The organism is Streptomyces sp. NBRC 110611 (genome assembly GCF_001590865.1).
Taxonomy (GTDB): domain Bacteria; phylum Actinomycetota; class Actinomycetes; order Streptomycetales; family Streptomycetaceae; genus Streptomyces.
In genome coordinates this window covers 677,438-703,681 of the sequence record NZ_BBUY01000002.1, presented here as the reverse complement: position 1 = coordinate 703,681, position 26,244 = coordinate 677,438, and the positions used below count along the sequence as shown (strand labels likewise).

Sequence of the window (26,244 nt, the reverse complement as noted above, 5' to 3'; positions counted from 1 at the left end):
CCTTGGGTTGCCGCGTGCGGCACACGCCACTTGACTCCTTCTTTACGGGGGCGTGGCGGGTGTGCGCATGCGGAGGTGGCTCAGATGATCTCGGCCCGTAGCCTGTTCCAGGAGATCGTCGACAACGACAACTCCTACCGTCTGTTCTGCTCCATCGCGGCCAGTGGCGAGGCCCAGGGCGGCTGGGAGAATGGCCGGATCGCCGCGCTGCTGCCCGCGTCCCTGCGTGACCTGGCGCCCAAGGTCACCCGGCACGGCGCCGACGAGGACAAGCACGGCCGGATCTTCCAGGCTCTGATGCGCCGGCGCGGACTGACGCCCACCGATGTCCCCGAAGAGACCGACTACACCATGCTGCTGGAGCGCCGGGGCATCGGGCTCGCGCATGACAAGCTGCGCCGCGACGAGCCGCTCACCGAGCTCGACGTCATCACCTACCTCGCGCACAGCCGGGTGACCGAGCAGCGCGCCGCCGAGCAGATGGCGATGCTCAAGAAGCACTTCGGCGACCACCCCGAGGTGGGCAAGGCGGTCCGGATGATCGCCAACGACGAGGACAACCACCTCGCCTACTGCCACGAGGAGCTGCTGGGGCTCGCCCGTGCCGGGCACGGCCGCACCATCCAGCGGATCCTGCGCGAGTGCGCACACGCGGAGATCGCCGTCTACCGGGACGTCAGTCTGGCCGTGATGGACCACATGGGGCGCATCCTGCGCTGGCCGAAGGCGAAGTCCGCGGTGCTCGCCGCCGGGATCCGGGCGATGTACGGCTATGAGCGGCTGATCGGCTGGCGGCGGATGGTCACCCTCCGGATGCCCGAGCGGCGGAACGCGCTGGGCGGCCCCGCCACCTCGGCACCGGAGTTCGTCTGACGTCCGGTACCGGGCTGCCATCTGACGTACCGCACCGGGCTGCCGTCGGACGTCCCGTACCGGGCTGCCGTCGGACGTCCCGTACCGGGCGTTCGCCGTACGTCCCGTACCGGGCGTTCGCCGTACGTCCGATACGGAGTCACAGCCAGCCGCGGTGCTTGAAGAGCCGGTAGAGGCCCACCTCCAGGAGAGCCATCAGCACCAGGATCGCCGGGTAGCCCAGATGCCACCGGAGCTCCGGCATGAAGGCGAAGTTCATCCCGTAGATGCCGGCGATCATCGTGGGGACGGCCGCCAGCGCCGCCCAGGCCGAGATCTTGCGCATGTCGTCGTTCTGCCGCACGCCCATCTGCGCCAGATGGGCGGCGAGGATGTCCGACAGCAGCCGGTCCAGGCCCTCCACGGACTCGTTGGCCCGGGTGAGGTGGTCGCCGACGTCGCGGAAGAACGGCCGGGCGTGGTCATGGATGAACGGCACGCCTGGATTCTGCAACCGGGCCATCGGCTCCGCCAACGGGCCGGTCGCCCGCCGGAATTCCAGCACCTCACGTTTGAACGAGTAGATCTCGGCGGCGGTGTTGCGCACGTCCCGGCCGCGCATCGGGGCGAACACCTCCGCCTCCAACTCCTCCAGGTCCGCCTGGAGTTCGGCGGCCACCTCGATGTAGTGGTCGACCACGGCGTCGCTCACCGCGTACAGCACCGCGCCCGGGCCGTGCCGCAGGATCTCCGGGTGCTCCTCCAGCCGGTGCCGGACCACCCCCAGCGGACTGGCTTCGCCGTGCCGTACGGTCACCACGAACGCGTCGCCCACGAACACCATCACCTCCGACGAGGTCACCGTGTCCGCCTCGACGTCGTAGGTCACCGGCTTCAGCACCATGAACAGCGAGTCGTCGTAGACCTCCAGCTTGGGCCGCTGATGCGCCTTGAGCGCGTCCTCGACCGCCAGCGGGTGCAGCGCGAACTCGCTGCTGGCCAGCGTGAACTCGTCCGCCGTCGGCTCGTACAGGCCCAGCCACAGGAAGGAGTGGCCCTCGGCCCGCGCCGCCTGGAGGGCCTGGGAGAAGTCCGCCGCGCAGTCCGTGCGGCGGCCCTCCCGGTAGACGGCGCAGTCCACGATCACACCTGGCATTCTCGCTCGGACCCCCGCCCGCTGCCAGGAAGCGCCCGCCATCTGCCGGAGGCCGCGCCGCCACCTGCCGCCGAGCCCGGACACCTGCCGGGAACGCGCCCCCGAACGTAGGCTGGCGGTCATGCCCACGCTGATCCTGGTGCGGCACGGCCGCTCCACCGCCAACACCGCCGGCGTGCTCGCCGGACGCGCCCCCGGAGTCGCCCTCGACGAGCGCGGCGCCGCCCAGTCCGCCGCCCTGCCCGTGCGGCTGGCGCAGGTGCCGCTGGCCGCCGTCGTCTCCAGCCCGCTGCAGCGCTGCCGGGAGACCGTCCAGCCACTCCTTCAAGCCCGCCCCCGGCTGGCGCTGCACATCGAGGACCGGATCACCGAATGCGACTACGGCGACTGGTCGGGCCGCAAACTCGCCGAGCTCCACGACGAGCCGCTGATGGAGGTCGTCCAGCGGCACGCCTCCACGGCCGCCTTCCCCGGCGGTGAGACGCTGCGGGCCATGCAGGCCCGCGCGGTGGACGCGGTGCACGACTGGAACGCCCGCGTCGCCGAGGCCCACGGCCCCGAGGCGGCCTACGCCATGTGCTCCCACGGCGACATCATCAAAGCGCTGGTCGCCGACGCGCTGGGCCTGCACCTCGACCACTTCCAGCGGATCTCCGTCGAGCCCTGCTCGGTCACCGCGATCCGCTACACCCGGCTGCGCCCCTACCTCGTCCGCCTCGGCGACACCGGCGACTTCGGCGCGCTGGTGCCCCGGGACGACGCCGCCGGCGCCGCGGACGGCCGGGACGCGGCCGTCGGGGGCGGTACCGGCGCGGCGTGATCAGCCGGAGCAGTAGGGTGGTGCGACGGCGCTGCCCGCCACGCCCCCGCGGCCCGCGGGACGTGCAGCGACCGCAGTGACCCGCAGTCGAGCAATCGGAGCAGGACCTTGTCCCGTCAGGTGTTCTTCTACGACGCGCCGGACCGCTTCGTGGCCGGTACGGTCGGGCTGCCTGGCCGCCGCACGTTCTACCTCCAGGCCACCGCGGCCGGCCGCACCACCAGTGTCGCCCTGGAGAAGACCCAGGTCGCGGCGCTCGCCGAACGGATCGACGAACTGCTCGACGAGGTCGTACGGCGCAGCGGCGGCAACGCCCCGGTGCCCGCCGTCTCCCCCGCCGAGCTCACCGACACCGCCCCGCTCCAGACCCCTGTCGAGGAGGAGTTCCGGGTCGGCACGATGGCGCTGGCCTGGGACGGCGAGGACGAACGGATGATCGTCGAGGCGCAGGCCCTGGTCGAGCTCTCCGCCGACAACGAGGAGGACCTCGCCGACGCCGAGGAGCGGCTCCTCCAGGACGACGAGAACGGCCCGCCGATGCTGCGGGTGCGCCTCACCGGAGCCATGGCCAGGGCGTTCGCCAAGCGGGCGCTGGACGTGGTCAACGCCGGCCGGCCGCCGTGCCCGCTGTGCAGCCTGCCGCTCGACCCGGAGGGACACGTATGCCCGCGCCAGAACGGATACCGGCGGAACGCCTGAGCGCCCCGGAACCCGCCGTGGAGCCGTCCGGGGCCCTGCCCCGTCCCGTCGGCGCCCCGGACGCGCCGGCGGCCCCGCCGCGGCCCGCCGTCGGCCTGCCGGACGCCTTCCTCGCCGACGGTGAGCTGACCGTACGCGGCCGCGTCCAGGAGGCGTCGAACACCGTGCTGTACTGCACGGTCGGGTACGACGGCCGGACCGCCGCCTGCGTCTACAAGCCGGTGGCCGGCGAGCGGCCGCTGTGGGACTTCCCCGACGGCACCCTCGCCCAGCGCGAGGTCGCCGCCTACGAGGTCTCCCGCGCCTGCGGCTGGGACCTGATCCCGCCGACCGTGCTGCGCGACGGCCCGTACGGCACCGGCATGGTCCAGGAGTGGATCGAACCGCCGGGCAGCAGCGGCGAGGTACCCGCCCTGCTCGCCCTGGTGGACGGCGACGAACCGGGCCCCGGCTGGAAGGCGGTCGGCCGGGCGCAGCTGGGCGCGGGCCGCACCGCGCTGCTGGTGCACGCCGACCACCCCCGGCTGCGGCGGCTGGCGGTGCTCGACGCGGTGATCAACAACGGTGACCGCAAGGGCGGCCATCTGCTGCCCGGCGCCGACGGACGGTTCTACGCCATCGACCACGGTGTCACCTTCCACGCCGAGGACAAGCTGCGCACGCTCCTGTGGGGATGGGCGGGGGAGCCGCTGACCGCGGAGGCGCTGGAGGTCCTGCGCCGCCTGCGGACCGCGCTGGGGGACTCCGGGCCGCTCACCACGCGGCTGGCCGGCCTCCTCACGGACACCGAGACCGAGGCGCTGCGGGCCCGGGTGGCCGGGCTGCTGAGCAGTGGCCGGCACCCCGAGCCGGGCGGCGGGTGGCCCGCCGTCCCCTGGCCGCCCGTCTGACCGGCCGTCGCGGCACACCCCTGCGCCGCCCCCGCGCGCCCGCGCACACCGGCCTGCCCGCGCCCCGCACCACCGGCCCGTCACGCCCCCGCACGCCGGCCCGTCACCCGCGAGACCGCCTTTCCGGCCAAGCCCCGTAGCCCGGTTCGTATACGGAACATCCATCCGGTTACGCTCAAGGCATGCATGCATGGCCCGCTTCCGAGGTCCCCGCCCTGCCCGGCCAGGGCCGCGACCTGAGGATCCACGACACCGCGACCGGTGGCCGGGTGACCCTCGCCCCCGGTCCCGTCGCCCGTCTCTACGTCTGCGGCATCACGCCCTACGACGCCACCCACATCGGACACGCGGCGACCTACAACGCGTTCGACCTGGTGCAGCGCGTGTGGCTCGACACGAAGCGACAAGTGCACTACGTGCAGAACGTCACCGACGTGGACGACCCGCTGCTGGCGCGGGCCCTGGCGACCGGCGAGGACTGGACCGCGCTCGCCGAACGCGAGACCGCCCTGTTCCGCGAGGACATGACGGCCCTGCGGATGCTGCCGCCCCGCCACTACATCGGCGCGGTCGAGGCGATACCCGGCATCGTCCCGCTGGTGGAACGGCTCCGTGACGCCGGCGCCGCCTACGAACTCGACGGCGACATCTACTTCTCCGTCGCCTCCGACCCGCACTTCGGCGAGGTCTCCGGCCTGGACGCGGAGGCGATGCGGCTGCTGTCCGCCGAACGCGGCGGCGACCCGGAGCGCGAAGGCAAGAAGAACCCCCTCGACCCGATGCTGTGGCAGGCCGCCCGCGACGGCGAACCGAGCTGGGACGGCGGCTCGTTGGGCCGCGGCCGGCCCGGCTGGCACATCGAGTGCGTCGCCATCGCCCTCGACCACCTCGGCATGGGCTTCGACGTCCAGGGCGGCGGCTCCGACCTCGCCTTCCCGCACCACGAGATGGGCGCCTCGCACGCCCAGGCCCTCACCGGCGCGCACCCGTTCGCCAAGGCGTACGTCCACGCCGGGATGGTGGCCCTGAACGGCGAGAAGATGTCCAAGTCGAAGGGCAACCTCGTCTTCGTCTCCGCGGTCCGGCGGGCCGGCACCGACCCGGCCGCGATCCGGCTGGCGCTGCTCTCGCACCACTACCGCTCCGACTGGGAGTGGACCGACGCGGTGCTGGACGAGGCCGAGCGGCGGCTCGCGCGCTGGCGCGCCGCGGTCTCCCGCCCCGACGGCCCGTCAGCCGAAGTGCTCCTGGAGCAGCTCCGCGAGGCCCTCGCCGACGACCTGGACTCCCCGGCGGCGCTGGCCGCGGTGGATGCCTGGGCCGCCGCCCAGGAGAACGGCGGGGGGACGGACGAGGGCGCGCCGGGCCTGGTGTCGCGGGCCGTCGACGCGCTGCTGGGTGTGGCCCTCTGAGCCTTCCCGTTCGTCGGGTACGGCCCGTCGGACCCCGGTGGGGGTGTCCGCAGGTGCGCCACGCGTGAGCGTGGTCCCTCGCGTACACCCCCACCGGCTTTGCGCAGTACGAGGATGCAGTACGGGGATTGCGCGCGCGGCTACTCGTCGCCCTCCGGCGACTCCTCGTGGGGCGGGTCCTGTGGGGCCGGCCGCGGCGGCCGGGTGCGCCCGCTGGAGGTGTCGCGGAGGAACGAACCGTCCCGCCCGTCGGCGGTCCGGCCGCCTTCCGGGGTGTGCGGGTCGCGGCGGCGCAGGTAGCGCTCGAACTCGCGGGCGATGGCCTCGCCGGACGCCTCCGGCAGGTCCGCGGTGTCCCGCGCCTCCTCCAGCGACTGGACGTACTCGGCGACCTCGCTGTCCTCGGCCGCCAGCTGGTCCACGCCCAGCTGCCAGGCCCGCGCGTCCTCGCTCAGCTCACCGAGCGGGATGCTGATGCCGAGCAGGTCCTCCAGGCGGTTCAGCAGGGCGAGGCCGGCCTTCGGGTTGGGCGGCTGGGACACGTAGTGCGGCACCGCGGCCCACAGGCTCACCGCGGGCACGCCCGCCTGGGTGCACGCCTCCTGGAGGACGCCGACGATGCCCGTCGGGCCTTCGTAGCGGGACTCCTCCAGGTCCAGCCGCCGGGCCAGGTCCGCGTCGGAGGTGATGCCGCTGACCGGGACCGGGCGGGTGTGCGGGGTGTCGCCCAGCAGTGCGCCCAGCACCACCAGCATCTCCACGCCCAACTCATGGGCGTAGCCGAGGATTTCGTTGCAGAACGAGCGCCAGCGCATGCTGGGTTCGATCCCGCGGACCAGGACCAGGTCGCGGGTCCGCCCCTTGCCCCCCGAGGAGCCGTCCCCGTCCCCGCCGCGGACGCGGACGACGGACAGGCGGGTCGTCGGCCAGGTGATCTTCCGCACGCCGCCGTCCAGGGAGACGGTGGGACGGTTCACCTGGAAGTCGTAGTAGTCCTCGGCGTCCAGTGAGGCGAAGACCTCGCCCTTCCATTCCCGGTCCAGGTGTGCGACCGCGGCGGAGGCGGCGTCGCCGGCGTCGTTCCAGCCTTCGAACGCGGCCACCATGACCGGGTCGATCAGCTCGGGTACCCCCTCGAGCTCGATCACCCAGCGCCTCCTTCCGACCGGTTCGGCCGCCTGGGGCGGCCGCCGGCAGCAGTTCCGTTGCGTGCGCCACCCAGCCTACGGCGTGTGTGGTGGCGGTCCGCAGCCCCTGTGCACGAACGAGTACCGATACCTCCGGCCCGTTCCCGTGCTGTTCGTCCGATGTGTCCCGGGGGCGTCCGGCCGCGCCGCGGTGTCCGGCGCACGGCGGGGCGGCCCCTTTCCGGGACCGCCCCGCCGTTCACCGGTCCGCCGGCGTCAGTCCGTCAGCAGGTCCTTGACCTTGGTACGGACGTCTTCCGTGTCGAGGCCGCGGATGGTGAGGGTGGTGCGGCGGCGCAGGACGTCGTCGACGGTCTCGGCCCACTCGTTGTCCCGGGCGTAGACGACCTGGGCCCAGATCTCGGGGGCGTCCGGGTGGATGCGCTCGGCCAGGGCCGGGTCCTCGTTGGCCAGGCGGGCGATGTCGAAGGACAGCGAGCCGTAGTGGGTGGCGAGGTGACGGGCGGTGTCCGGAGCCATCCGCGGGCCGGGGGTGCCGCCGTCGACGAGCAGCCGGTGCGCGACCGCGTTCGGGTTGGCGATGCCGGGCAGCGGCAGCTTCTTCGGCAGGTGGGCGATCGGCTCCATGTCGTCGGCCAGCGGGCCGCCGGGCAGCGCCGCGAGCTTGTTCATGATCGTACGGCCGATGTGGCGGAAGGTCGTCCACTTGCCGCCGGCCACCGACAGCATGCCGCCGGAGCCCTCGGTGACGACCGTCTCGCGCTTGGCCTTGGAGGTGTCGCCGGGGCCGCCGGGCAGGACGCGCAGGCCCGCGAAGGAGTAGGTGATCAGGTCGCGGCTCAGCTGCTGGTCGCGGATGGAGAAGGCGGCCTCGTCCAGGATCTGGGCGGTGTCCTTCTCGTTGACCGCGACGTCCGCCGGGTCGCCCTCGTACTCCTCGTCGGTGGTGCCGAGGAGCAGCATGTCCTCCCAGGGGAGGGCGAAGGTGATGCGGTACTTGTCGATGGGGGTCGCCAGCGCGGCCTTCCACGGGGCGGTGCGCTTGAGGACCAGGTGCGCACCCTTCGACAGCCGGATCGACGGGGCCGCGTTCGGGTCCTCCATCTTGCGGAGGTGGTCGACCCAGGGGCCGGTGGCGTTGAGGACCAGGCGGGCGCTGACGCCGTACTCGGTGCCGTCCAGGCGGTCCTTGAGCTCGGCGCCGGTGACCCGGCCCTGGGTGAAGCGCAGGCCGGTGACCTCGGAGTGGTTGAGGACGGTGGCGCCGGCGGCGGCGGCCGCGCGGACCGTCATCAGGGCCATCCGGGAGTCGTTCATCTGGTCGTCGCCGTAGACGGCCACGGCCTTGAGGTTCTCCGTCCGCAGCTCGGGGACGTCGCGCTGGGCCTTGGCCGCGGATATCACGTGGCCGACGCCGTCACCGAACGCGGAGAGCGCGGAGTAGGCGAAGACGCCCGCGCCGAGCTTGGCCGCGCCGTGCGGGCCGCCCTTGTAGACCGGCAGGTAGAAGGTCAGGGGGTTGGAGAGGTGCGGTGCGACCTCGCGGGAGACCGCGCGCCGCTCGAAGTGGTTCTCCGCGACCAGCTTGACCGCGCCGGTCTGCAGGTAGCGCAGACCGCCGTGCAGCAGCTTGGAGGAGGCGGAGGAGGTGGCGCCGGCGAAGTCGCCGGCGTCCACCAGGGCCACCCGCAGCCCGGCCTGTGCGGCGTGCCAGGCAGTGGAGATGCCCAGGATGCCGCCGCCGATCACCAGGAGGTCGTAGGTCGCCTTGGAAAGCTGCTCCCGAGTCTCGGCGCGGCTCGCGGTCGAACCGTTGGCCGGGTGCGTCCCGAGTGCCGGGACGCTCTGCAGGGTGCTCATGATGTGCTCCTCGTCAGCTCTCGTCGTCGTCGATCCAGCCCATGGACCGCTCGACGGCCTTGAGCCAGTTCTTGTATTCGCGGTCACGGGTGGCCGCGTCCATCCGGGGGGTCCATTCGGCGGCCCGGCGCCAGTTGGCGCGCAGCTCGTCGGTGCTGGACCAGAAGCCGACGGCCAGTCCGGCCGCGTAGGCAGCGCCGAGGCAGGTGGTCTCGGCGACCATGGGGCGCACCACGGGGGCGTCCAGGAAGTCCGAGATGGTCTGCATCAGCAGGTTGTTGGAGGTCATGCCGCCGTCGACCTTGAGCGCGGTGAGGTCGACGCCGGAGTCCTTGGTCATGGCGTCGGTGATCTCACGGGTCTGCCAGGCGGTGGCCTCGAGGACGGCGCGTGCGATGTGCGCCTTGGTGACGTAGCGGGTCAGGCCCGCGATGACGCCGCGGGCGTCCGAACGCCAGTAGGGGGCGAACAGGCCGGAGAAGGCCGGGACGAAGTAGGCGCCGCCGTTGTCCTCGACGGTGCTGGCCAGGGTCTCGATCTCGGCGGCGCTGTTGATGAGGCCCATCTGGTCGCGCATCCACTGGACGAGCGAGCCGGTGACGGCGATGGAGCCTTCCAGCGCGTAGACCGGCCGCTGGTCGCCGATGCGGTAGCCGACGGTGGTCAGCAGTCCGTTGTACGAGTTGACCGGCTCGTGGCCGGTGTTCATCAGCATGAAGGTGCCGGTGCCGTACGTGGACTTGGCCTCGCCCTGGTCGAAGCAGGTCTGGCCGAAGAGGGCGGCCTGCTGGTCGCCGAGCGCGGAGGCGACGGGGACGCCGGCGAGGACGTCGCCGGGGAGGGCGCCCTCGGCGGTGTTGCCGTAGACCTCGGCGGAGGACCTGATCGCCGGGAGCATGGCCGCCGGGATGCCCATCGAGTCGAGGATCCGCTCGTCCCACTGCAGGGTGTGCAGGTTCATCAGGAGGGTGCGGGAGGCGTTGGTGACGTCGGTGACGTGGTGGCCGCCGACGGTGCCGCCGGTGAGGTTCCAGATGACCCAGGAGTCCATGGTGCCGAAGAGGATGTCGCCGCGTTCGGCGCGCTCGCGCAGGCCTTCGACGTTGTCGAGCAGCCAGCGGATCTTCGGGCCGGCGAAGTACGAGGCCAGCGGCAGGCCGGTCTCGCGGCGGAAGCGGTCCTGGCCGACGTTGCGGCCGAGTTCCCGGCAGAGCGCGTCGGTGCGGGTGTCCTGCCAGACGATGGCGTTGTGGACGGGCTCGCCGGTGTGCCGGTCCCACAGGACGGTGGTCTCACGCTGGTTGGTGATGCCGATGGCGTGGACGTCGCAGGCCGAGCCGATGCCGGCCTTGCCGACGGCGCCGGCGACGACCTGCTGGACGTTGGTCCAGATCTCGGTCGCGTCGTGCTCCACCCAGCCGGGCCGGGGGAAGATCTGCTCGTGTTCCTTCTGGTCGACCGCGACGATCCGGCCGTCCTTGTCGAAGATGATGCAGCGGCTGGAAGTCGTCCCCTGGTCGATGGCCGCAATGAACGGGCCATGCCCGTGGGAAGGCGTGCTGTGCCCGTGGGAGGGGGTGGTGTGGGTGTCGCTCATGATGTGTGCTCCAAGAAGTCTGTCGGGCGGCTGCGGGCGGTCGGGCGGCTCAGGCGAACGCCACCAGGTGGAGGCCCCCGGCGAGGGCCCCGCCGATCAGCGGGCCGACGACCGGGATCCAGGCGTAGCCCCAGTCCGAACCGCCCTTGTTCGGCAGCGGCAGCACCGCGTGCACGATACGCGGACCGAGGTCGCGGACCGGGTTGATGGCGTAGCCGGTCGGGCCGCCCAGGGACAGGCCGATGCCGACGACCACCAGTGCGACGATCAGGGTCCCGCCCCAGCTGACGCCCTTTCCGTTGTCGGTCAGGCCCAGGTTGAGGATCGCGAGCACGAGCACGGTGGTGGCGATGATCTCGGTGGCCAGGTTCTGCACCGTGTGCCGGATCTCCGGACCGGTGGAGAAGATACCGAGCACCGGGCCGGCCTTGGGAGCGGCTTTCGGGTCGACCAGGCCCTCTTCGGAGGTGTGGTTCGCGAGCACCTCGGGGTCGGTCAGGTGGGCCCGGAACTGCCCGTAGTAGGCGATCCACACGAGAACGGCGCCGATCATGGCGCCGAGCAGCTCACCGGCGAGGTAGACCGGTACCTGGCTCCACTCGGTGCCGCCCTTGACGGCCAGGCCGAGGGTGACCGCGGGGTTGAGGTGTGCGCCGGACTTCGCGGCGATGTACGCACCCGTCAGGACGGCGAAGCCCCACCCGAAGGCGATGGCGACCCATCCGGCGTTGAACGCCTTGGAGCGCTTGAACGTGACGGCGGCGCACACGCCGCCGCCCATCAGAAGCAGAACAGCGGTACCGACGGTCTCGCTGATGAAGATTTCGGAGCTGGACACCCGTGACTCCTTTGTCCTTCGTCCAGGGGAAGGCGGACCCCGGGTCCCTCCGGTGGTCCGCGCCCTCCGAGAGGGCGGTGGTCGGCCCGCGGCAGTGCTCACCATAGCGAATATTGTCGTTAGGTGTTCGGCAATGCCGACCGACGAACGGCAGTTTTGTTCACCATATGAACCTCGTCAAGGCTTCATCGGCGAAAAAATTAGGCCAACTTATGGGGCAAAACCGGTCAAAATCGCCCCGCGCCGAGATCACGGGAGACCGCACGTGCGCAATCCCTCACAGCAGCGACGATTTCCGGCCGCAGCTCGCCCTCCTTGCAGACCCGCTCGACCGCCCCGGTGACGCCCACCGCGCCCACCGGCATCCGCCGCCGGTCGTGGATCGGCGCGGCCACCGACGCCACGCCGTCCCAGGTCTCCTCCACGTCCGAGGCCCAGCCGCGCGCCCGGGCCAGGTCCAGCAGCCCCTCGAAGTCCTCCGGGCCGGTCACCGTGCGCGGGGTGAACGCCGGCCGCTCGGACTCGGCCGCCTCGCTGTGCGCCACCGGGTCGTACGCGCAGAGCACCTTGCCCAGCGCCGTGCTGTGCAGCGGCTGCATGGCGCCCACCTCCAGCACCTGCCGGCTGTCGTCCGGCCGGAAGACGTGGTGCACGACCAGCACGCCCCGCTGGTGCAGCACACCCAGGTAGACCGCCTCGCCGCTGGCCCGGGCCAGGTCGTCGGTCCACACCAGGGCGCGGGCGCGCAGGTCGTTGACGTCCAGGTAGCTGTTGCCCAGCCGCAGCAGCTCCGCGCCGAGCTGGTAGCGGCCCGAGAGGTCGTCCTGCTCGACGAAGCCCTCCTGCTGCAGGGTGCGCAGGATCCCGTGCGCGGTGCCCTTGGCCAGCCCCAGGGCGGAGGAGATGTCGGACAGCCCCAGCTGCCGCTCCCCGCCGGCGAGCAGCCGCAGCATCGCGGCGGCGCGCTCCAGCGACTGGATGGTCCGTGCCATCGGGCAACCTCCGAAGTAATGCGGTTCGACAATGCCAAACGATATCGGCCGATGCCGACTCCCGTCAGCGTTCCGGACGTTCTCGACGACCGCACCGCAGTCTGCCAATGATCACGGATCGTGCAGGACAGGGGAGTGGTGCTGTGCTGTCCAGGGCGTGAAACGGGGAACATGTGTACCGGACCGGCCCGCTACGCTGGCCAGGTGCGCCCTCTCCCGGAGGGCGTGAAGCCGACAGCCGTCGCAACCAGGGAGCACCTCCATGGCCTCGAACACGCCATCGCCCATCAGCACATCCCGCGTCGCATCCTTCCGCGAGGCCCTCGCCTCCCGGGTGGTGGTCGCCGACGGCGCGATGGGCACCATGCTGCAGGCCCAGGACCCGACCATGGAGGACTTCCAGCAGCTGGAGGGCTGCAACGAGATCCTCAACGTCACCCGGCCGGACATCGTCCGCTCGGTGCACGAGGAGTACTTCGCGGTCGGCGTCGACTGCGTGGAGACCAACACCTTCGGCGCGAACTTCGCCGCCCTGGCCGAGTACGACATCCCCGGCCGGGTCCACGAGCTGTCCGAGGCCGGCGCCCGGATCGCCCGCGAGGCCGCCGACGACTTCACCGAGAAGACCGGACAGCAGCGCTACGTCCTGGGCTCCATGGGCCCCGGCACCAAGCTGCCCACCCTCGGCCACGTCTCCTACGTCACGCTGCGCGACGCCTACCAGCAGAACGCCGAGGGCATGATCGCCGGCGGCGCCGACGCGCTGCTGGTGGAGACCACCCAGGACCTGCTGCAGACCAAGGCCGCCATCCTGGGCGCCCGCCGCGCGCTGCAGGCCACCGGTACCGACCTCCCGGTGATCTGCTCGGTCACCGTCGAGACCACCGGCACCATGCTGCTCGGCTCCGAGATCGGCGCGGCGCTGACCGCCCTGGAGCCGCTGGGCATCGACATGATCGGCCTGAACTGCGCCACCGGCCCGGCCGAGATGAGCGAACACCTGCGCCACCTCTCCCGCAACTCCCGGATCCCGCTCTCCTGCATGCCCAACGCCGGCCTGCCGGTGCTGGGCAAGGACGGCGCGCACTACCCCCTGACGCCCGGCGAGCTGGCCGACGCCCAGGAGACCTTCGTCGGCGAGTACGGCCTCTCCCTCGTCGGCGGCTGCTGCGGCACCACCCCCGAGCACCTGCGGCAGGTCGTCGAGCGGGTCCGCGGCATCGCTCCGCCGGCCCGCGAGGCCCGCCCCGAGCCGGGCGCGTCCTCCCTCTACCAGACCGTGCCGTTCCGTCAGGACACCTCCTACCTGGCCATCGGCGAGCGGACCAACGCCAACGGGTCGAAGAAGTTCCGCGAGGCGATGCTGGACGGCCGCTGGGACGACTGTGTGGAGATGGCCCGCGACCAGATCCGCGAGGGCGCCCACATGCTCGACCTGTGCGTCGACTACGTCGGCCGGGACGGCGTCGCCGACATGCAGGAGCTGGCCGGCCGCTTCGCCACCGCCTCCACCCTGCCCCTCGTGCTGGACTCCACCGAACTGGACGTCCTCCGGGCGGGCCTGGAGAAGCTCGGCGGCCGGGCCGTCCTGAACTCCGTCAACTACGAGGACGGCGACGGCCCCGAGTCGCGGTTCGCGAAGGTCACCGCGCTGGCCGCGGAGCACGGCGCGGCGCTGATCGCGCTGACCATCGACGAGGAGGGCCAGGCCCGCACCGTCGAGCACAAGGTCGCCGTGGCCGAACGGCTGATCGCCGACCTGACCGGCAACTGGGGCATCCGCGAGTCCGACATCCTCGTCGACTGCCTGACGTTCACCATCTGCACCGGCCAGGAGGAGTCCCGCAAGGACGGCATCCACACCATCGAGGCCATCCGGGAACTGAAGCGGCGTCACCCGGACGTCCAGACCACCCTGGGCCTGTCGAACATCTCCTTCGGCCTCAACCCGGCCGCCCGGATCGTGCTGAACTCCGTCTTCCTGGACGAGTGTGTCAAGGCCGGCCTGGACTCGGCGATCGTGCACGCCTCCAAGATCCTGCCGATCGCCCGGCTGGAGGAGGAGCAGGTCACCGCCGCCCTCGACCTGATCTACGACCGGCGCAGCGAGGGTTACGACCCGCTGCAGAAGCTGATGGAGCTCTTCGAGGGCGCCACCGCCAAGTCCCTCAAGGCCGGCAAGGCCGAGGAGCTGCTCGCCCTGCCCCTGGACGAGCGGCTGCAGCGGCGCATCATCGACGGCGAGAAGAACGGCCTGGAGGCCGACCTCGACGAGGCCCTCACCGAGCGGCCCGCCCTGGAGATCGTCAACGAGACCCTCCTGGCGGGCATGAAGGTGGTCGGTGACCTGTTCGGCTCCGGGCAGATGCAGCTGCCGTTCGTCCTGCAGTCCGCCGAGGTGATGAAGTCCGCGGTGGCCTACCTGGAGCCGCACATGGAGAAGTCCGGCGACGAGGGCAAGGGCACCATCGTGCTGGCCACCGTCCGCGGCGACGTCCACGACATCGGCAAGAACCTCGTCGACATCATCCTGTCCAACAACGGCTACAACGTCGTCAACCTCGGCATCAAGCAGCCGGTCTCGGCGATCCTGGAAGCCGCCGAGGAACACCGCGCCGACGTCATCGGGATGTCCGGGCTGCTGGTCAAGTCCACGGTGATCATGAAGGAGAACCTGGAAGAGCTCAACCAGCGCAAGATGGCCGCCGACTTCCCCGTCATCCTCGGCGGCGCCGCCCTCACCCGCGCCTACGTCGAGCAGGACCTGCACGAGATCTACGAGGGCGAAGTCCGCTACGCCCGCGACGCGTTCGAGGGCCTGCGCCTGATGGACGCCCTGATCGCGGTCAAGCGCGGAGTGCCCGGCGCGGCCCTGCCCGAACTCAAGCAGCGCCGGGTGCCGAAGCGGGACACCGCCGTCCTGGACGTGACCGAGCCCGAGGGCGCGGTCCGCTCCGACGTGGCCACCGACAACCCGGTCCCCGCCCCGCCGTTCTGGGGCACCCGGGTGGTCAAGGGCATCCAGCTCGCCGACTACGCCTCCTGGCTGGACGAGGGCGCGCTGTTCAAGGGCCAGTGGGGCCTGAAGGAGGCGCGCACCGGCGACGGCCCGACGTACCGGGAACTGGTGGAGACCGAGGGCCGCCCCCGGCTGCGCGGCTGGCTGGACAAGCTGCAGACCGAGAACCTGCTGGAAGCCGCCGTCGTGCACGGCTACTTCCCGTGCGTGTCCAAGGGCGAGGACCTCATCCTGCTGCACGAGGACGGCACCGAGCGCACCCGCTTCACCTTCCCGCGCCAGCGCCGCGGCCGGCGGCTGTGCCTGGCGGACTTCTTCCGCCCGGAGGAGTCCGGCGAGACCGACGTAGTGGGCCTCCAGGTCGTCACCGTCGGCTCGAAGATCGGCGCCGCCACCGCCGAGCTGTTCGCGGCCAACTCCTACCGCGACTACCTCGAACTGCACGGCCTGTCCGTCCAGCTGGCCGAGGCGCTGGCCGAGTACTGGCACGCCCGGGTCCGGTCCGAGCTGGGCTTCGGCGGTGAGGACCCCGACGACGTCGAGGACATGTTCGCGCTCAAGTACCGCGGCGCGCGGTTCTCGCTGGGCTACGGCGCCTGCCCCGACCTGGAGGACCGTGCCAAGATCGCCGACCTGCTGCGGCCGGAACGGATCGGCGTCGAGCTCTCCGAGGAGTTCCAGCTCCACCCCGAGCAGTCCACCGACGCCATCGTCATCCACCATCCGGAGGCCAAGTACTTCAACGCGCGGTAGCGCGGGCAGCGATTCCCGGGGGCAACCCCCGGACCCCCGGCCGACGGCAGTGCGGTACGGCTACGGAGGGTGAGCGCGGCGCCGGGCCCGCCCGGGCATCCGTCCGGCCGGTCCTGGCCTGTGCCACCACGCGTTCCGGCGCGCACCGTCGTACACTTGTCGGTCCGGTAGCGGCCGGTCGTCTCTCCCCGCCGGGGATGACGGCCGGCCCTTTCGTCCCTCCGGGGACGGCACACGACGGAGGTGGACGGATGACCAGCAGCATCCCCGCGGTCGGCACCGGACCGGCCGGTGCCGGAACCCTCCAGGCGGTGTTCCTCGACCTCGACGGCACGCTCGTCGACACCGAGGGGTTCTGGTGGGAGGCGGAGGCGGAGGTGTTCGCCGGGCTCGGCCACATCCTGGACGACACCCACCGCGAGGTGGTGGTCGGCGGCCCGATGACCCGCAGCGCCGGCTACCTGATTCAGGCCACCGGCGTCGACATCACCCTGACCGAGCTCAGTGTGCTGCTCAACGCCGCCTTCCTGGCCCGGATCGCGCGCGGCGTCCCGCTGATGCCGGGCGCCCGCAGGCTGCTCGCCGAGCTGGCCGCCCACGAGGTGCCGACCGCGCTGGTCTCCGCCTCCCACCGCACCGTCGTCGACCAGATGCTGCACTCCCTCGGCCCGGAGCACTTCGCGCTGACCCTGGCGGGCGACGACCTGCCGCGCACCAAGCCGCACCCGGACCCGTACCTGACGGCCGCCGCGCGGCTGGGAACGGCCCCGGGGCGCTGTGCGGTCATCGAGGACACCGTCACCGGTGTGACGGCGGGGGAGGCGGCGGGCTGCCCGGTCGTCGCGGTGCCGTCGGTGACCCGGATTCCGCCCGGACCGGGCCGTACGGTCGTGACGTCACTGGAAGAAGTCGACCTGCCATTTCTGCGGACACTCATCACGGAAAGCCGCGGCGGTGTGCACCGAGCGTGTTCCGCGGAAAGCGCCGAGAACTGAGGGCAGCGGTACGCTCATTTTCCGTGACGAATGCACTGACTGAATTTCTGCACCGTCATGGATTCCTGAATACGTGACGTTTCTCACGCGCGGGGCCGTCGACAGCGGGCCTCACAGGTGATCCAGGGTCGCTGTTCACGGGTTTCTACGGGGGTAAGTGTCCGGGTTGGTGGAGCAACGCGCGAATCGTTCCGCCGTCCGGATATCGGTCATCCCACCATTGATATCCAGCGCCCATATCGATTCAACTCCGGTGTGTCCCAGCCCGGCTGGCCGTTCCTACTAATCTCGTCGCGAGCAACACCGCTCCGCTGATAAGGAACCTGTCCACGATGAATCGCAAGACCCTGGTGCTGCCGGCGCTGGCCGGTCTGCTCGCCCCCGTACTCGCTGCCTGCGGCAGCGCGGACGGCGCGGGCGAAGGCGGCGATCCCATCGTCGTGGGGGTGGCCGCCCACATCGAGGCGACCAAGGCGGCGCCCGCCCCGCTCGACCCGGCGCAGGCCTACGACGTCGACGCCTGGAACGTGCTGCGTGCCTCGCTCCAGACGCTGATGCGGCTGCCCCGGAGCGGCACCGCGCCGGAGCCCGACGCGGCCGAGTCCTGCGGATTCCGCGACAACCGCCACGAGCAGTACCGGTGCACCCTGCGCAGCGGCCTGAAGTTTTCGAACGGCCATGCCCTCACGTCCGAGGACGTCAAGTTCTCCATCGAGCGCATGCGGGCCATCAACAACACCAACGGCCCGGTGGGACTGCTCGACGGCGTCGACAAGGTCGAAACACCCAGCGAGACCGAGGTCGTCTTCCACCTCAGCACGCCCGACGCCACCTTCCCGCAGAAACTCACCACCCCCGCCGCGGCCATCGTCGACGCCGAGGCGTACCCCGAAGACCGCCTCCGCAGCGGCTTCGAGGTGACCGGCTCCGGCCCGTACACCGTCCGGGCCGAGCACAGCGGCAACCACATCACCAAGGCCGTCTTCACCAAGAACCCCGCCTACCAGGGCGGACTCACGGCCCGGCACGACAAGGTCGAGATGCGCTTCTTCGACGACTCCGCCACCGCGGAGCAGGAGCTGCGCAAGGGCGGCATCCACCTGATGAACCGCGGTCTGTCGCCCAGCCAGGCCAAGAGCCTGCAGAACGCCCGGGACAGCCACCTCACGTTCCACGAGATGCCGGGCCAGGAGATCCGCTACCTCGCCTTCAACACCAAGGCCCCGGCCGTCGCCGACAAGGCCGTGCGGCAGGCCATGGCCCAGATCGTCAACCGCTCCGCGCTCGTACGGGACGTCTACGCCTACACCCGCGACCCGCTCTTCTCGATGGTCCCCACCGGCCTCACCGGCCACGTCAACGCGTTCTTCAACAAGTACGGCAACCCCAGCGCCGCGGCCGCCCGCAAGACGCTGCAGGAGGCGAACATCACCACCCCGGTGAAGTTCACCCTCACCTACACCACGAGCCACTACGGTTCCAGCACCGCCGACGAGGTCCGCGCACTGCAGCGCCAGCTCAACAGCACCGGGCTGTTCGACGTCGCCGTCCAGGGCATCAGCAGCTGGCAGCAGTTCCGCACCGACGCCCTGGACGGCAAGTACACCGTCTACAGCATGGGCTGGTTCGCCGACATCCCGGACGCCGACAACTACCTCGCACCGTTCATCGGCAAGCAGAACTTCCTCGGCTCCCCCTACCGCAACAGCACGATCGAGTCGCAGCTGATCCCGGCCAGCCGGCAGCAGGGCGACCGCAACGCCGCCGCGGCCGACTTCAAACGGGCGCAGGACATCATCGCCGAGGACGTACCGCTGCTCCCGCTGTGGCAGGGCAAGCAGTACGTCGCCGCCCGCGACGACATCACCGGCACCCAGTGGGCCCTCAACTCCTCCTCGGGGCTGCAGATCTGGGAGCTGGGCCGCGGCGTCGCCGACTGAGCCCGCGCCATCACCGACCACACCGCACAACCCCCGCTGTGGCTTGACCACCGCGGCCCGACAGGCACCACCCAGAGATTGAGGACCGTAGTGAGGAAGCGTGACCAGTGGCTGGCCGCCCCGATCGGAGCGGGGCTGACCACAGTCCTGCTCGCGGTCGCCGGGTGCGGCACGAACGACGCAGGAGCGGCCGGCAACGGCGAACCCGTCGTCATGGGAATGACCGACAAGGTCAAGGCCATCGACCCCGCGGCCGGCTACGACCCCGGGTCCTGGCTGTTGTTCAACAACGTCTTCCAGTCCCTGCTGAGTTTCCCCAAGGGCGGCACCACCCCCGAGCCGGAGGCGGCCAAGAGCTGCACCTTCGACGACAGCGAGAGCAAGGTCTTCCGCTGCACCCTCAAAGACGGCCTGACCTTCAGCAACGGTCACCCGCTGACCTCGAAGGACGTCAAGTACTCCTTCGACCGCACGCTGCGCATCAAGGACCGCAACGGCCCCGCCGTCATGCTCTCCGCCCTCGACAAGGTCGAGACGCCGGACGCCAAGACCGTGGTCTTCCGCCTCAAGGCGCCCGACGCGACCTTCCCCATGAAGATCGCCTCCGGCGCCGGCTCCATCGTCGACCACGCCGAGTACCCCGCCGACCGGCTGCGCACCGACGGCAAGGCCGTCGGCTCCGGCGTCTACACGCTCAAGGAGTACGGCCCCGACAAGGCCGTCTTCGGCGTCAACGCCTCCTACAAGGGCCCCGCCAAGGTCCGGAACTCCGGTATGACCGTGAAGTTCTTCAAGAGCCGCGACAAGCTCAAGAAGGCCGTCGAGGGCGGCGACATCGACCTCGCCTACCGCGGTCTGGAAGCCAAGGACATCGCCAGCCTCAACAAGGCCTCCGTCAAGGACGAGCACGGCCCCAAGGTCGTCGACGGCAGCAGCGCGGAGGCCATGTACCTGGTCTTCAACCTCAAGGACCCGTCGGTCAAGCAGGACGGCGTGCGCAAGGCGATCGCCTACCTCCTGGACCGCTCCACCCTCGTCCGGGACGTCTACCAGCGCACCGCCGAACCGCTGTACTCGGTGGTCCCGGCCGGCATCACCGGCCACAACACCGCCTTCTTCGACACCTACGGCGACCGTCCGCAGCCCGCCAAGGCCAAGGCCGCACTGCGCGCGGAGGGCCTGAACGGCAAGGTGCCGCTCACCCTGTGGGCCACCCCGGACCGCTTCGGCCCCGGCACCGTCGCCGCTGTCGAGGAGATCGCCCAACAGCTCAACGCCAGCGGCCTGTTCGACGCCAAGGTGCGCTCGGTGCCCACCGAGGAGTTCGACAAGGGAGTGACGGACGGGCGGTTCGGCGCCTACATCAGGGGCTGGATCCCCGACTACCCGGACCCCGACAACTTCACCCAGCCGTTCTTCGGCAAGGACAGCGTGCTGTTCAACAACTACGACTCGCCCTCCATCACCGGGCAGCTGCTGCCCAAGACGGCCGACGAACCCAACCGCGGGGCCACCAAGCCCGCCTTCCGCGAGCTGCAGAACATCGTCGCCCAGGACGTGCCGGTCATACCGATCTGGCAGGGCAAGCAGTACGCGGTGGCCCGCAACGGCATCTCCGGCCTGGAGTGGACCCTGGACTCCTCGACCGTCTTCCGCTTCTGGGAGATCCGCAAGGCGTCCGAGGCCTGACCGGGCCCACGGCCCAGCGGCACCACACCACACACCACACAGCAGCACGGCGGGGCCGGCCCGGGGAATCCCCCGGCCGGCCCCGCCGCCGTCCTGGCGCCCGGCTCCACGGGGGCGCCAGCCCCTTATGGGCCCTACTGGGCGCCCGGACGGACCAGCCCGCTCTCGTACGCGTACACCGCCGCCTGCACCCGGTCGCGCAGCCCCAGCTTCGTCAGCACATGGCCCACATGCGTCTTGACCGTCGTTTCGCTGACGAACAGATCCGCGGCGATCTCCGCGTTCGACAGCCCGCGCGCCACCAGCTTCAGCACCTCCACCTCACGCTCGGTGAGCGTGTGCAGCGTGTCCGGCACCGGCTCCTCGCCCGACGGCAGATGACCGGCGTACTTGTCCAGCAGCCGGCGCGTGATACTCGGCGCGAGCATCGCCTCACCCGCCGCCACCACCCGGATCGCCTGCACCAGCTCGTTCGCCGGCGCGTCCTTCAGCAGAAAACCGCTGGCCCCGGCCCGCAGCGCCTCCACGACGTACTCGTCCAGGTCGAACGTCGTCAGCACCAGCACCTTCGCCGGACCGTCCTTCGCCGGACCGGTGATCTGCCGGGTCGCCTCCACACCGTCCATCCGGGGCATCCGGATGTCCATCAGCACCACGTCGGGCTGCAGCGCCCGCACCTGCTCCAGCGCCTGCAGACCGTCGCCGGCCTCCCCGACGACCGCCAGATCCTGCTCCGCCTCCAGAATCATCCGGAATCCCGTACGCAGCAGGGGCTGGTCGTCGACCAGCAGGACGCGGATAGCCACGAGCTCTCCTTCGTTACGCCCGTCCGAACGTCACGCCCGTTCGAAACGCCCGGACAGGCTAGATCTCCCCCATTCTGCCCTGCGGAGGCGCACCGCCGTCGGCCGGGCCGCCCGCCGTCGCCGGCAGCGACTGTGCTTCCCCGGGGGCACCCCCCGGACCCCCGGCCGGAGGCGCGCCGCCCGCCGTCACCGGCAGCGACTGTGCTTCCCCGGGGGCACCCCCCGGACCCCCGGCCGGAGGCGCGCCGCCCGCCGTCACCGGCAGCGGATACACCGGGGGAGTGCCGCCGAATTCCGGGCAGTGCGCCTGATGGTCGCACCAGCCGCACAGCTTCGTCCGCCGCGGCCGCCAGTCACCGGTCCGTGTGGCCAGCCGGATCGCGTCCCACAGCGCCAGCAACTTCCGCTCCACCGCCCGCAGATCGGCCTCGCCCGGGTCGTACGTCAGCACATCGCCGCTGCCCAGATACACCAGCTGCAGCCGCCGCGGCACCACGCCGCGCAACCGCCACATCACCAGCGCGTAGAACTTCATCTGGAACAGCGGGCCCTCGGCGAACTCCGGCCGGGGCGCCTTGCCCGTCTTGTAGTCGACGATCCGCACCTCGCCGGTCGGCGCCACATCCACCCGGTCGATGAACCCACGCAGCCGCAGCCCCGACTCCAGCTCCGTCTCCACATACAGCTCACGGTCCGCCGGCTCCAGCCGCGTCGGGTCCTCCAGCGAGAACCACCGCTCCACCAGCGCCTCGGCCTCCGCCAGCCACCGCGCCAGCCGTTCCCCCTCCGCGTCGTCCGCGAACAGCTCCGTCAGCTCCGGCCGCCGTTCCAGCAGCCGCTCCCACTCGCCCGGCACCATGGCGCGCGCCCCCGCAGCCGTACGCTCCGCCGCCGGAGCGTCGAAGAGCCGCTCCAGCACCGCATGCACCACCGTCCCTCGGGTCGCCGCCGGACTCGGCTTCTCCGGCAGCCGGTCGATCACCCGGAAGCGGTACAGCAGCGGGCACTGCAGGAAATCGCTCGCCCGCGACGGCGACAGCGCCTGCGGCGGCCGCGCCGGCTCCCCGCCCCGCTCACCCTGAGTGCCCGTCCCGTCCTGCTCCGCGCTCCATCCCATGCCGCACCACCCTACGGCCCGCCACTGACAACCACGGACGGTCCGGACGGCCGCGGCCACCTGCGGACCCGCGACGCCCGGCCGGCCACGGGTGCGCCGCACGCGCCCCGCAGCGAATCCGTCCCCCACGCTCCGCATACCATCGACGCCGGACCCCTTCGCCCTGCATGATCGAGATATCAGGCCGAGCAGGGGCGCACGCCGTATTCGACGAGGGGACGCCACACCGTGGACGACAGCGGGAAGCCGCAGGACCCCCAGGAGCCCGCACCGCACCGGCCGCCCGAGCCGGCCAAGGACACCAAGGCCACCAGGGGACCCAAGGCGCCCCCGCCGGGCCAGAAGGCCGGCGGAGGCATCCTCATGGGCCGCCCCTTCGGCGTGCCCGTCTACGTGGCACCCAGCTGGTTCCTCGTCGCAGCCCTGATCACCTGGGTCTTCGGCGGCCAGCTGGAACGCGTACTGCCCGAGCTCGGCACCGCCCGCTACCTCGTCTCGCTGTTCTTCGCCGTCGCCTTCTACGCCTCGGTGCTCGTCCACGAACTCGCCCACACCGTCGCCGCGCTCCGCTTCAAGCTGCCGGTACGCCGCATCCAGCTGCAGTTCTTCGGCGGTGTCTCGGAGATCGAGAAGGAGAGCGAGAGCCCCGGCCGCGAGTTCGTCCTCGCCTTCGTCGGCCCGCTGCTCTCCCTCGTCCTGGCCGGCGCCTTCTACGCCGGTATGCAGCTGGTCGAGGCCGGCACGGTCCCCGGCGTCCTGCTCGCCGGCCTGATGATCTCCAACCTCATCGTCGCCGTCTTCAACCTGCTGCCCGGCCTCCCCCTGGACGGCGGCCGGATGCTGCGCGCCATCGTGTGGAAGATCACCGGCAAGCCCATGAGCGGCACCATCGCCGCCGCCTGGATCGGCCGCGCCCTCGCCGTCACCGTCCTCATCGGCCTGCCGCTGCTCACCCACACCGGCGCGCTCGGCAACGCCCGCCCCGACATCGGCAGCAGCGACTCGCTCACCGACGCCCTGCTCGCCGCGATCCTCGCCGCCATCATCTGGACCGGAGCCGGCAACAGCCTGCGCATGGCCCGGCTGCGCGAACGCCTCCCCGACCTCACCGCCCGCACCCTCACCCGGCGCGCCGTCCCCGTCGAGACCGCCACCCCGCTCTCCGAGGCGCTGCGCCGCGCCAACGACGCCGGCGCCCGCGCCCTGGTCGTCGTCGACCCCCAGGGCACGCCCACCGCCCTCGTCCGCGAGACCGCCATCGTCGGCGTCCCCGACCACCGCCGCCCCTGGGTCGCCGTCGGCACCCTCGCCCAGGACCTCAAGGACGGGATGCGGGTCTCCGCCGAACTCGCCGGCGAGGACCTCCTGGAGTACCTGCGCGCCACCCCCGCCACCGAGTACCTCGTCGTCGAGGAGACCGGGGAGATCTACGGGGTCCTGTCCACCGCCGACGTCGAACGGGCCTTCGTCTCCGCCATGGCCCGCAAGGCCGCCTGACAGGGCCTGCAGACAGGGTGGACTGACGGGGCGGACCCGTGGCATGCCCTCTCCGGGCCGTCTCGCGCCGCCCGCTGGTCCGCGCCGCTTCGACGGGCCGGTAGGCTGGTCACATGTCCGAACCGACCGGTGCCGCCCGCCGTCGCGGGCCCTTCAAGGTCGGGGACCAGGTCCAGCTCACCGACCCCAAGGGACGCCACTACACCTTCACGCTCGAAGCGGGAAAGAGCTTCCACACCCACAAGGGAGCCTTCCCCCACGACGAGCTGATCGGTGCTCCCGAGGGCAGTGTTGTCCGTACCACCGGGAACGTCGCCTACCTCGCGCTGCGCCCGCTGCTCCCCGACTACGTCCTGTCCATGCCCCGCGGTGCCGCCGTGGTCTACCCCAAGGACGCGGGGCAGATCCTGGCGATGGCCGACATCTTCCCCGGCGCCCGCGTCGTCGAGGCGGGGGTGGGCTCCGGCTCGCTGAGCAGCTTCCTGCTGCGCGCCATCGGTGACGACGGCATGCTGCACTCCTACGAGCGCCGCGCCGACTTCGCCGAGATCGCCACGCAGAACGTCGAGCGCTACTTCGGCGGCCCGCACCCCGCGTGGACGCTCACCGTCGGCGACCTCCAGGACAACCTCTCCGACACCGACGTCGACCGTGTGATCCTCGACATGCTCGCCCCCTGGGAGTGCCTGGACGCCGTCTCCAAGGCCCTGGTGCCGGGCGGCATCCTCTGCGCCTACGTTGCCACGACCACGCAGCTGGCCCGTACCGTCGAGGCGATCCGCGAGCACGGCACCTTCAACGAGCCGTCGGCCTGGGAATCCATGGTCCGCACCTGGCACGTCGAGGGCCTCGCCGTCCGTCCCGACCACCGCATGATCGGCCACACCGGCTTCCTCCTCACCGCCCGCCGCCTCGCCGACGGCGTGGAGCCCCCGCTCCGCCGCCGCCGTCCGGCCAAGGGCGCCTACGGCGAGGACTACACCGGGCCGGGCGGGCGGGACACCGCCACATCGGGCGGCCGGGAATCCGCCGCGTCCGGCGGACGGGACACCGCCACGACGGGCGGGCGGGAGACCGCAGCCGGGTAGGGAGCGGGCCGCCGCCCCCCCCGGGCGCGGCCGGCTGCCAACGGGCGGCGACAACCGCGTCACCGCGCACGACGACCGCCACCGCGCACGACGACCGCCACCGGGCGCGACAACCGCCCGGGTCCGGCCACTCCGCCCCGCACTCCGCCGGCTCCCGTACCCCGCCGCTCGTGGCACACCATTCGGCCACGAACCCACAGGCGCCGCCGACGAGTTCCCGTCCGGGAACCGCCGGCGGCGCCCCCGTCGTTCACCGGCCAGGGGCCCACGCGACCCTTAAGGGATCCCCTACGGGAACCCCCGTACGGGACCCCCCGAGGAAAACCCGGAAAACCCGGCCCAGCTGGTTCCTTGCCACCCCAGCCTGTGGAACGATGCTGGGCACTCCCACCGGCACAGCACTTCACAGGAGTTACCCCGCGTGCAGCCCTTGGCAGGCCAGGACCTCTTGCACACCCAGCCGCGCCTCATGCACTGGCTCACCACCGCCACCGCCGTCTCGGCGGTCGTGGCGGCCGCCTCCTTCCTCCAGCCGCCCGACGCCACGGCCACGACTCCCCGCGACATCCGGGCCGGGCACCGCTCCGCGGCCGCCCACGGCGCCGCCCCCGACCCGGCCAAGGTGGCCTTCCCCGTCGCATGCGGCCCGCACCGCCTCGACGTCACACAGCAGGCCTCCGGAGACCTCGACGGCGACGGCACGACCGAGACGGTCGCGGTGGTCCGCTGCCACAGCGAGACCGGCACCCCGCCCAGCAGCGTCTACGTCCTCGCGCAGTCCGCCGGCCCCCGGGCCGCCCCGCGGATCGTGGCGACACTCCTCGCACCCGCCCAGCAGCTCAGCGTCCGCAAGCTCGCCCTCCGGGACCGAGCGGTCTCCGTGGATGTCGAGGGCTACTCCAGCCTCGACGTACCGCGCTGCTGCCCGGACGTGCGCAAGAGCGTCAAGTGGCAATGGCAGGGCGGGAAGTTCGTCCAGAGTGAACTCCCCGCCGCGCTGCACACCGAGCGCGTCTGAACCGTCGCGCGGTGTGCCCGCGGGGGGGGGTGCGTCCCGTTCCGTGTCCCGCGGACTG

Annotated in this window: 20 protein-coding genes; 12 read left to right on the top strand and 8 right to left on the bottom strand. The window is 71.6% G+C overall.

All coding sequences use genetic code 11. The features are described from left to right. Positions 1 to 84: 84 nt before the first annotated feature. Entirely contained in the window at positions 85 to 873 is a 789-nt protein-coding gene (locus AZE13_RS07620; protein ID WP_066928248.1) for a ferritin-like domain-containing protein, read from the top strand. A 139-nt stretch (positions 874 to 1,012) separates the two neighbouring features. On the opposite strand, the gene corA is transcribed toward AZE13_RS07620, so the two are convergent. Next, entirely contained in the window at positions 1,013 to 2,008 is a 996-nt protein-coding gene (gene corA, locus AZE13_RS07615) for a magnesium/cobalt transporter CorA (protein WP_066928246.1), read from the bottom strand. Positions 2,009 to 2,129: 121 nt separating this feature from the next. Between corA and AZE13_RS07610 the strand changes: the two genes are divergently transcribed. The 4 genes from AZE13_RS07610 (at position 2,130) to mshC (ending at position 5,829) form a co-directional block, all read left to right on the top strand. After that, entirely contained in the window at positions 2,130 to 2,828 is a 699-nt protein-coding gene (locus tag AZE13_RS07610; protein ID WP_066928244.1) for a histidine phosphatase family protein, read from the top strand. Between the two features lie 108 nt (positions 2,829 to 2,936). Then, the gene (locus AZE13_RS07605; RefSeq protein ID WP_079123778.1) at positions 2,937 to 3,527 is read left to right on the top strand and encodes a DUF3090 domain-containing protein; all 591 of its coding nucleotides are present in this window, start codon (positions 2,937 to 2,939) and stop codon (positions 3,525 to 3,527) included. After that, the gene (locus tag AZE13_RS07600) at positions 3,491 to 4,417 is read left to right on the top strand and encodes an SCO1664 family protein (RefSeq protein ID WP_066928240.1); all 927 of its coding nucleotides are present in this window, start codon (positions 3,491 to 3,493) and stop codon (positions 4,415 to 4,417) included. The genes AZE13_RS07605 and AZE13_RS07600 overlap by 37 nt, the downstream gene beginning before the upstream one ends. Positions 4,418 to 4,599: 182 nt before the next feature. After that, a complete protein-coding gene (gene mshC, locus AZE13_RS07595; protein WP_066928238.1) occupies positions 4,600 to 5,829 on the top strand; it encodes a cysteine--1-D-myo-inosityl 2-amino-2-deoxy-alpha-D-glucopyranoside ligase in 1,230 nt (409 codons plus the stop codon). 140 nt (positions 5,830 to 5,969) lie between these two features. Here the strand turns inward: mshC and AZE13_RS07590 are convergent, their stop codons facing one another. From AZE13_RS07590 to AZE13_RS07570, 5 genes are all read right to left on the bottom strand, one after another. Next, entirely contained in the window at positions 5,970 to 6,977 is a 1,008-nt protein-coding gene (locus AZE13_RS07590; protein WP_066928236.1) for a PAC2 family protein, read from the bottom strand. Between the two features lie 255 nt (positions 6,978 to 7,232). Continuing rightward, positions 7,233 to 8,837, bottom strand: coding sequence for a glycerol-3-phosphate dehydrogenase/oxidase (locus tag AZE13_RS07585; RefSeq protein ID WP_066928234.1), 1,605 nt, complete (start codon positions 8,835 to 8,837; stop codon positions 7,233 to 7,235). A gap of 13 nt (positions 8,838 to 8,850) precedes the next feature. Continuing rightward, complete coding sequence (glpK, locus tag AZE13_RS07580) at positions 8,851 to 10,434, bottom strand: glycerol kinase GlpK (RefSeq protein ID WP_066928232.1); 1,584 nt, start codon at positions 10,432 to 10,434, stop codon at positions 8,851 to 8,853. Between the two features lie 49 nt (positions 10,435 to 10,483). Further along, positions 10,484 to 11,272, bottom strand: coding sequence for an MIP/aquaporin family protein (locus AZE13_RS07575; protein WP_066928230.1), 789 nt, complete (start codon positions 11,270 to 11,272; stop codon positions 10,484 to 10,486). A gap of 227 nt (positions 11,273 to 11,499) precedes the next feature. After that, entirely contained in the window at positions 11,500 to 12,264 is a 765-nt protein-coding gene (locus tag AZE13_RS07570; protein ID WP_066928228.1) for an IclR family transcriptional regulator, read from the bottom strand. A 262-nt stretch (positions 12,265 to 12,526) separates the two neighbouring features. Here AZE13_RS07570 and metH point away from each other — a divergent pair, with 262 nt between their 5' ends. The 4 genes from metH (at position 12,527) to AZE13_RS07550 (ending at position 20,660) form a co-directional block, all read left to right on the top strand. After that, entirely contained in the window at positions 12,527 to 16,036 is a 3,510-nt protein-coding gene (metH, locus tag AZE13_RS07565; protein ID WP_066928226.1) for a methionine synthase, read from the top strand. 251 nt (positions 16,037 to 16,287) lie between these two features. Then, positions 16,288 to 17,031: an HAD family hydrolase gene (locus tag AZE13_RS07560; protein WP_066928224.1), complete on the top strand. Its 744-nt coding sequence runs from the start codon at positions 16,288 to 16,290 to the stop codon at positions 17,029 to 17,031. Between the two features lie 332 nt (positions 17,032 to 17,363). Beyond that, positions 17,364 to 18,971 (top strand): ABC transporter substrate-binding protein, encoded by a 1,608-nt coding sequence (locus AZE13_RS07555; protein ID WP_066928222.1) that lies wholly within the window; start codon positions 17,364 to 17,366, stop codon positions 18,969 to 18,971. Positions 18,972 to 19,061: 90 nt separating this feature from the next. Then, entirely contained in the window at positions 19,062 to 20,660 is a 1,599-nt protein-coding gene (locus AZE13_RS07550; RefSeq protein WP_066928220.1) for an ABC transporter substrate-binding protein, read from the top strand. A 134-nt stretch (positions 20,661 to 20,794) separates the two neighbouring features. Here the strand turns inward: AZE13_RS07550 and AZE13_RS07545 are convergent, their stop codons facing one another. Both AZE13_RS07545 and AZE13_RS07540 read right to left on the bottom strand, forming a co-directional pair. Further along, complete coding sequence (locus AZE13_RS07545) at positions 20,795 to 21,466, bottom strand: response regulator (RefSeq protein WP_018087782.1); 672 nt, start codon at positions 21,464 to 21,466, stop codon at positions 20,795 to 20,797. Between the two features lie 58 nt (positions 21,467 to 21,524). Next, positions 21,525 to 22,583: a RecB family exonuclease gene (locus tag AZE13_RS07540; RefSeq protein ID WP_066928218.1), complete on the bottom strand. Its 1,059-nt coding sequence runs from the start codon at positions 22,581 to 22,583 to the stop codon at positions 21,525 to 21,527. A gap of 228 nt (positions 22,584 to 22,811) precedes the next feature. On the opposite strand from AZE13_RS07540, the gene AZE13_RS07535 reads away from it, so the two are divergent. The 3 genes from AZE13_RS07535 (at position 22,812) to AZE13_RS07525 (ending at position 26,186) form a co-directional block, all read left to right on the top strand. Beyond that, positions 22,812 to 24,080 (top strand): site-2 protease family protein, encoded by a 1,269-nt coding sequence (locus tag AZE13_RS07535; RefSeq protein WP_066928216.1) that lies wholly within the window; start codon positions 22,812 to 22,814, stop codon positions 24,078 to 24,080. Between the two features lie 113 nt (positions 24,081 to 24,193). Next, positions 24,194 to 25,168: a tRNA (adenine-N1)-methyltransferase gene (locus AZE13_RS07530; RefSeq protein ID WP_066928214.1), complete on the top strand. Its 975-nt coding sequence runs from the start codon at positions 24,194 to 24,196 to the stop codon at positions 25,166 to 25,168. 421 nt (positions 25,169 to 25,589) lie between these two features. Further along, the gene (locus AZE13_RS07525) at positions 25,590 to 26,186 is read left to right on the top strand and encodes a hypothetical protein (protein ID WP_066928212.1); all 597 of its coding nucleotides are present in this window, start codon (positions 25,590 to 25,592) and stop codon (positions 26,184 to 26,186) included. Positions 26,187 to 26,244 lie beyond the last annotated feature (58 nt).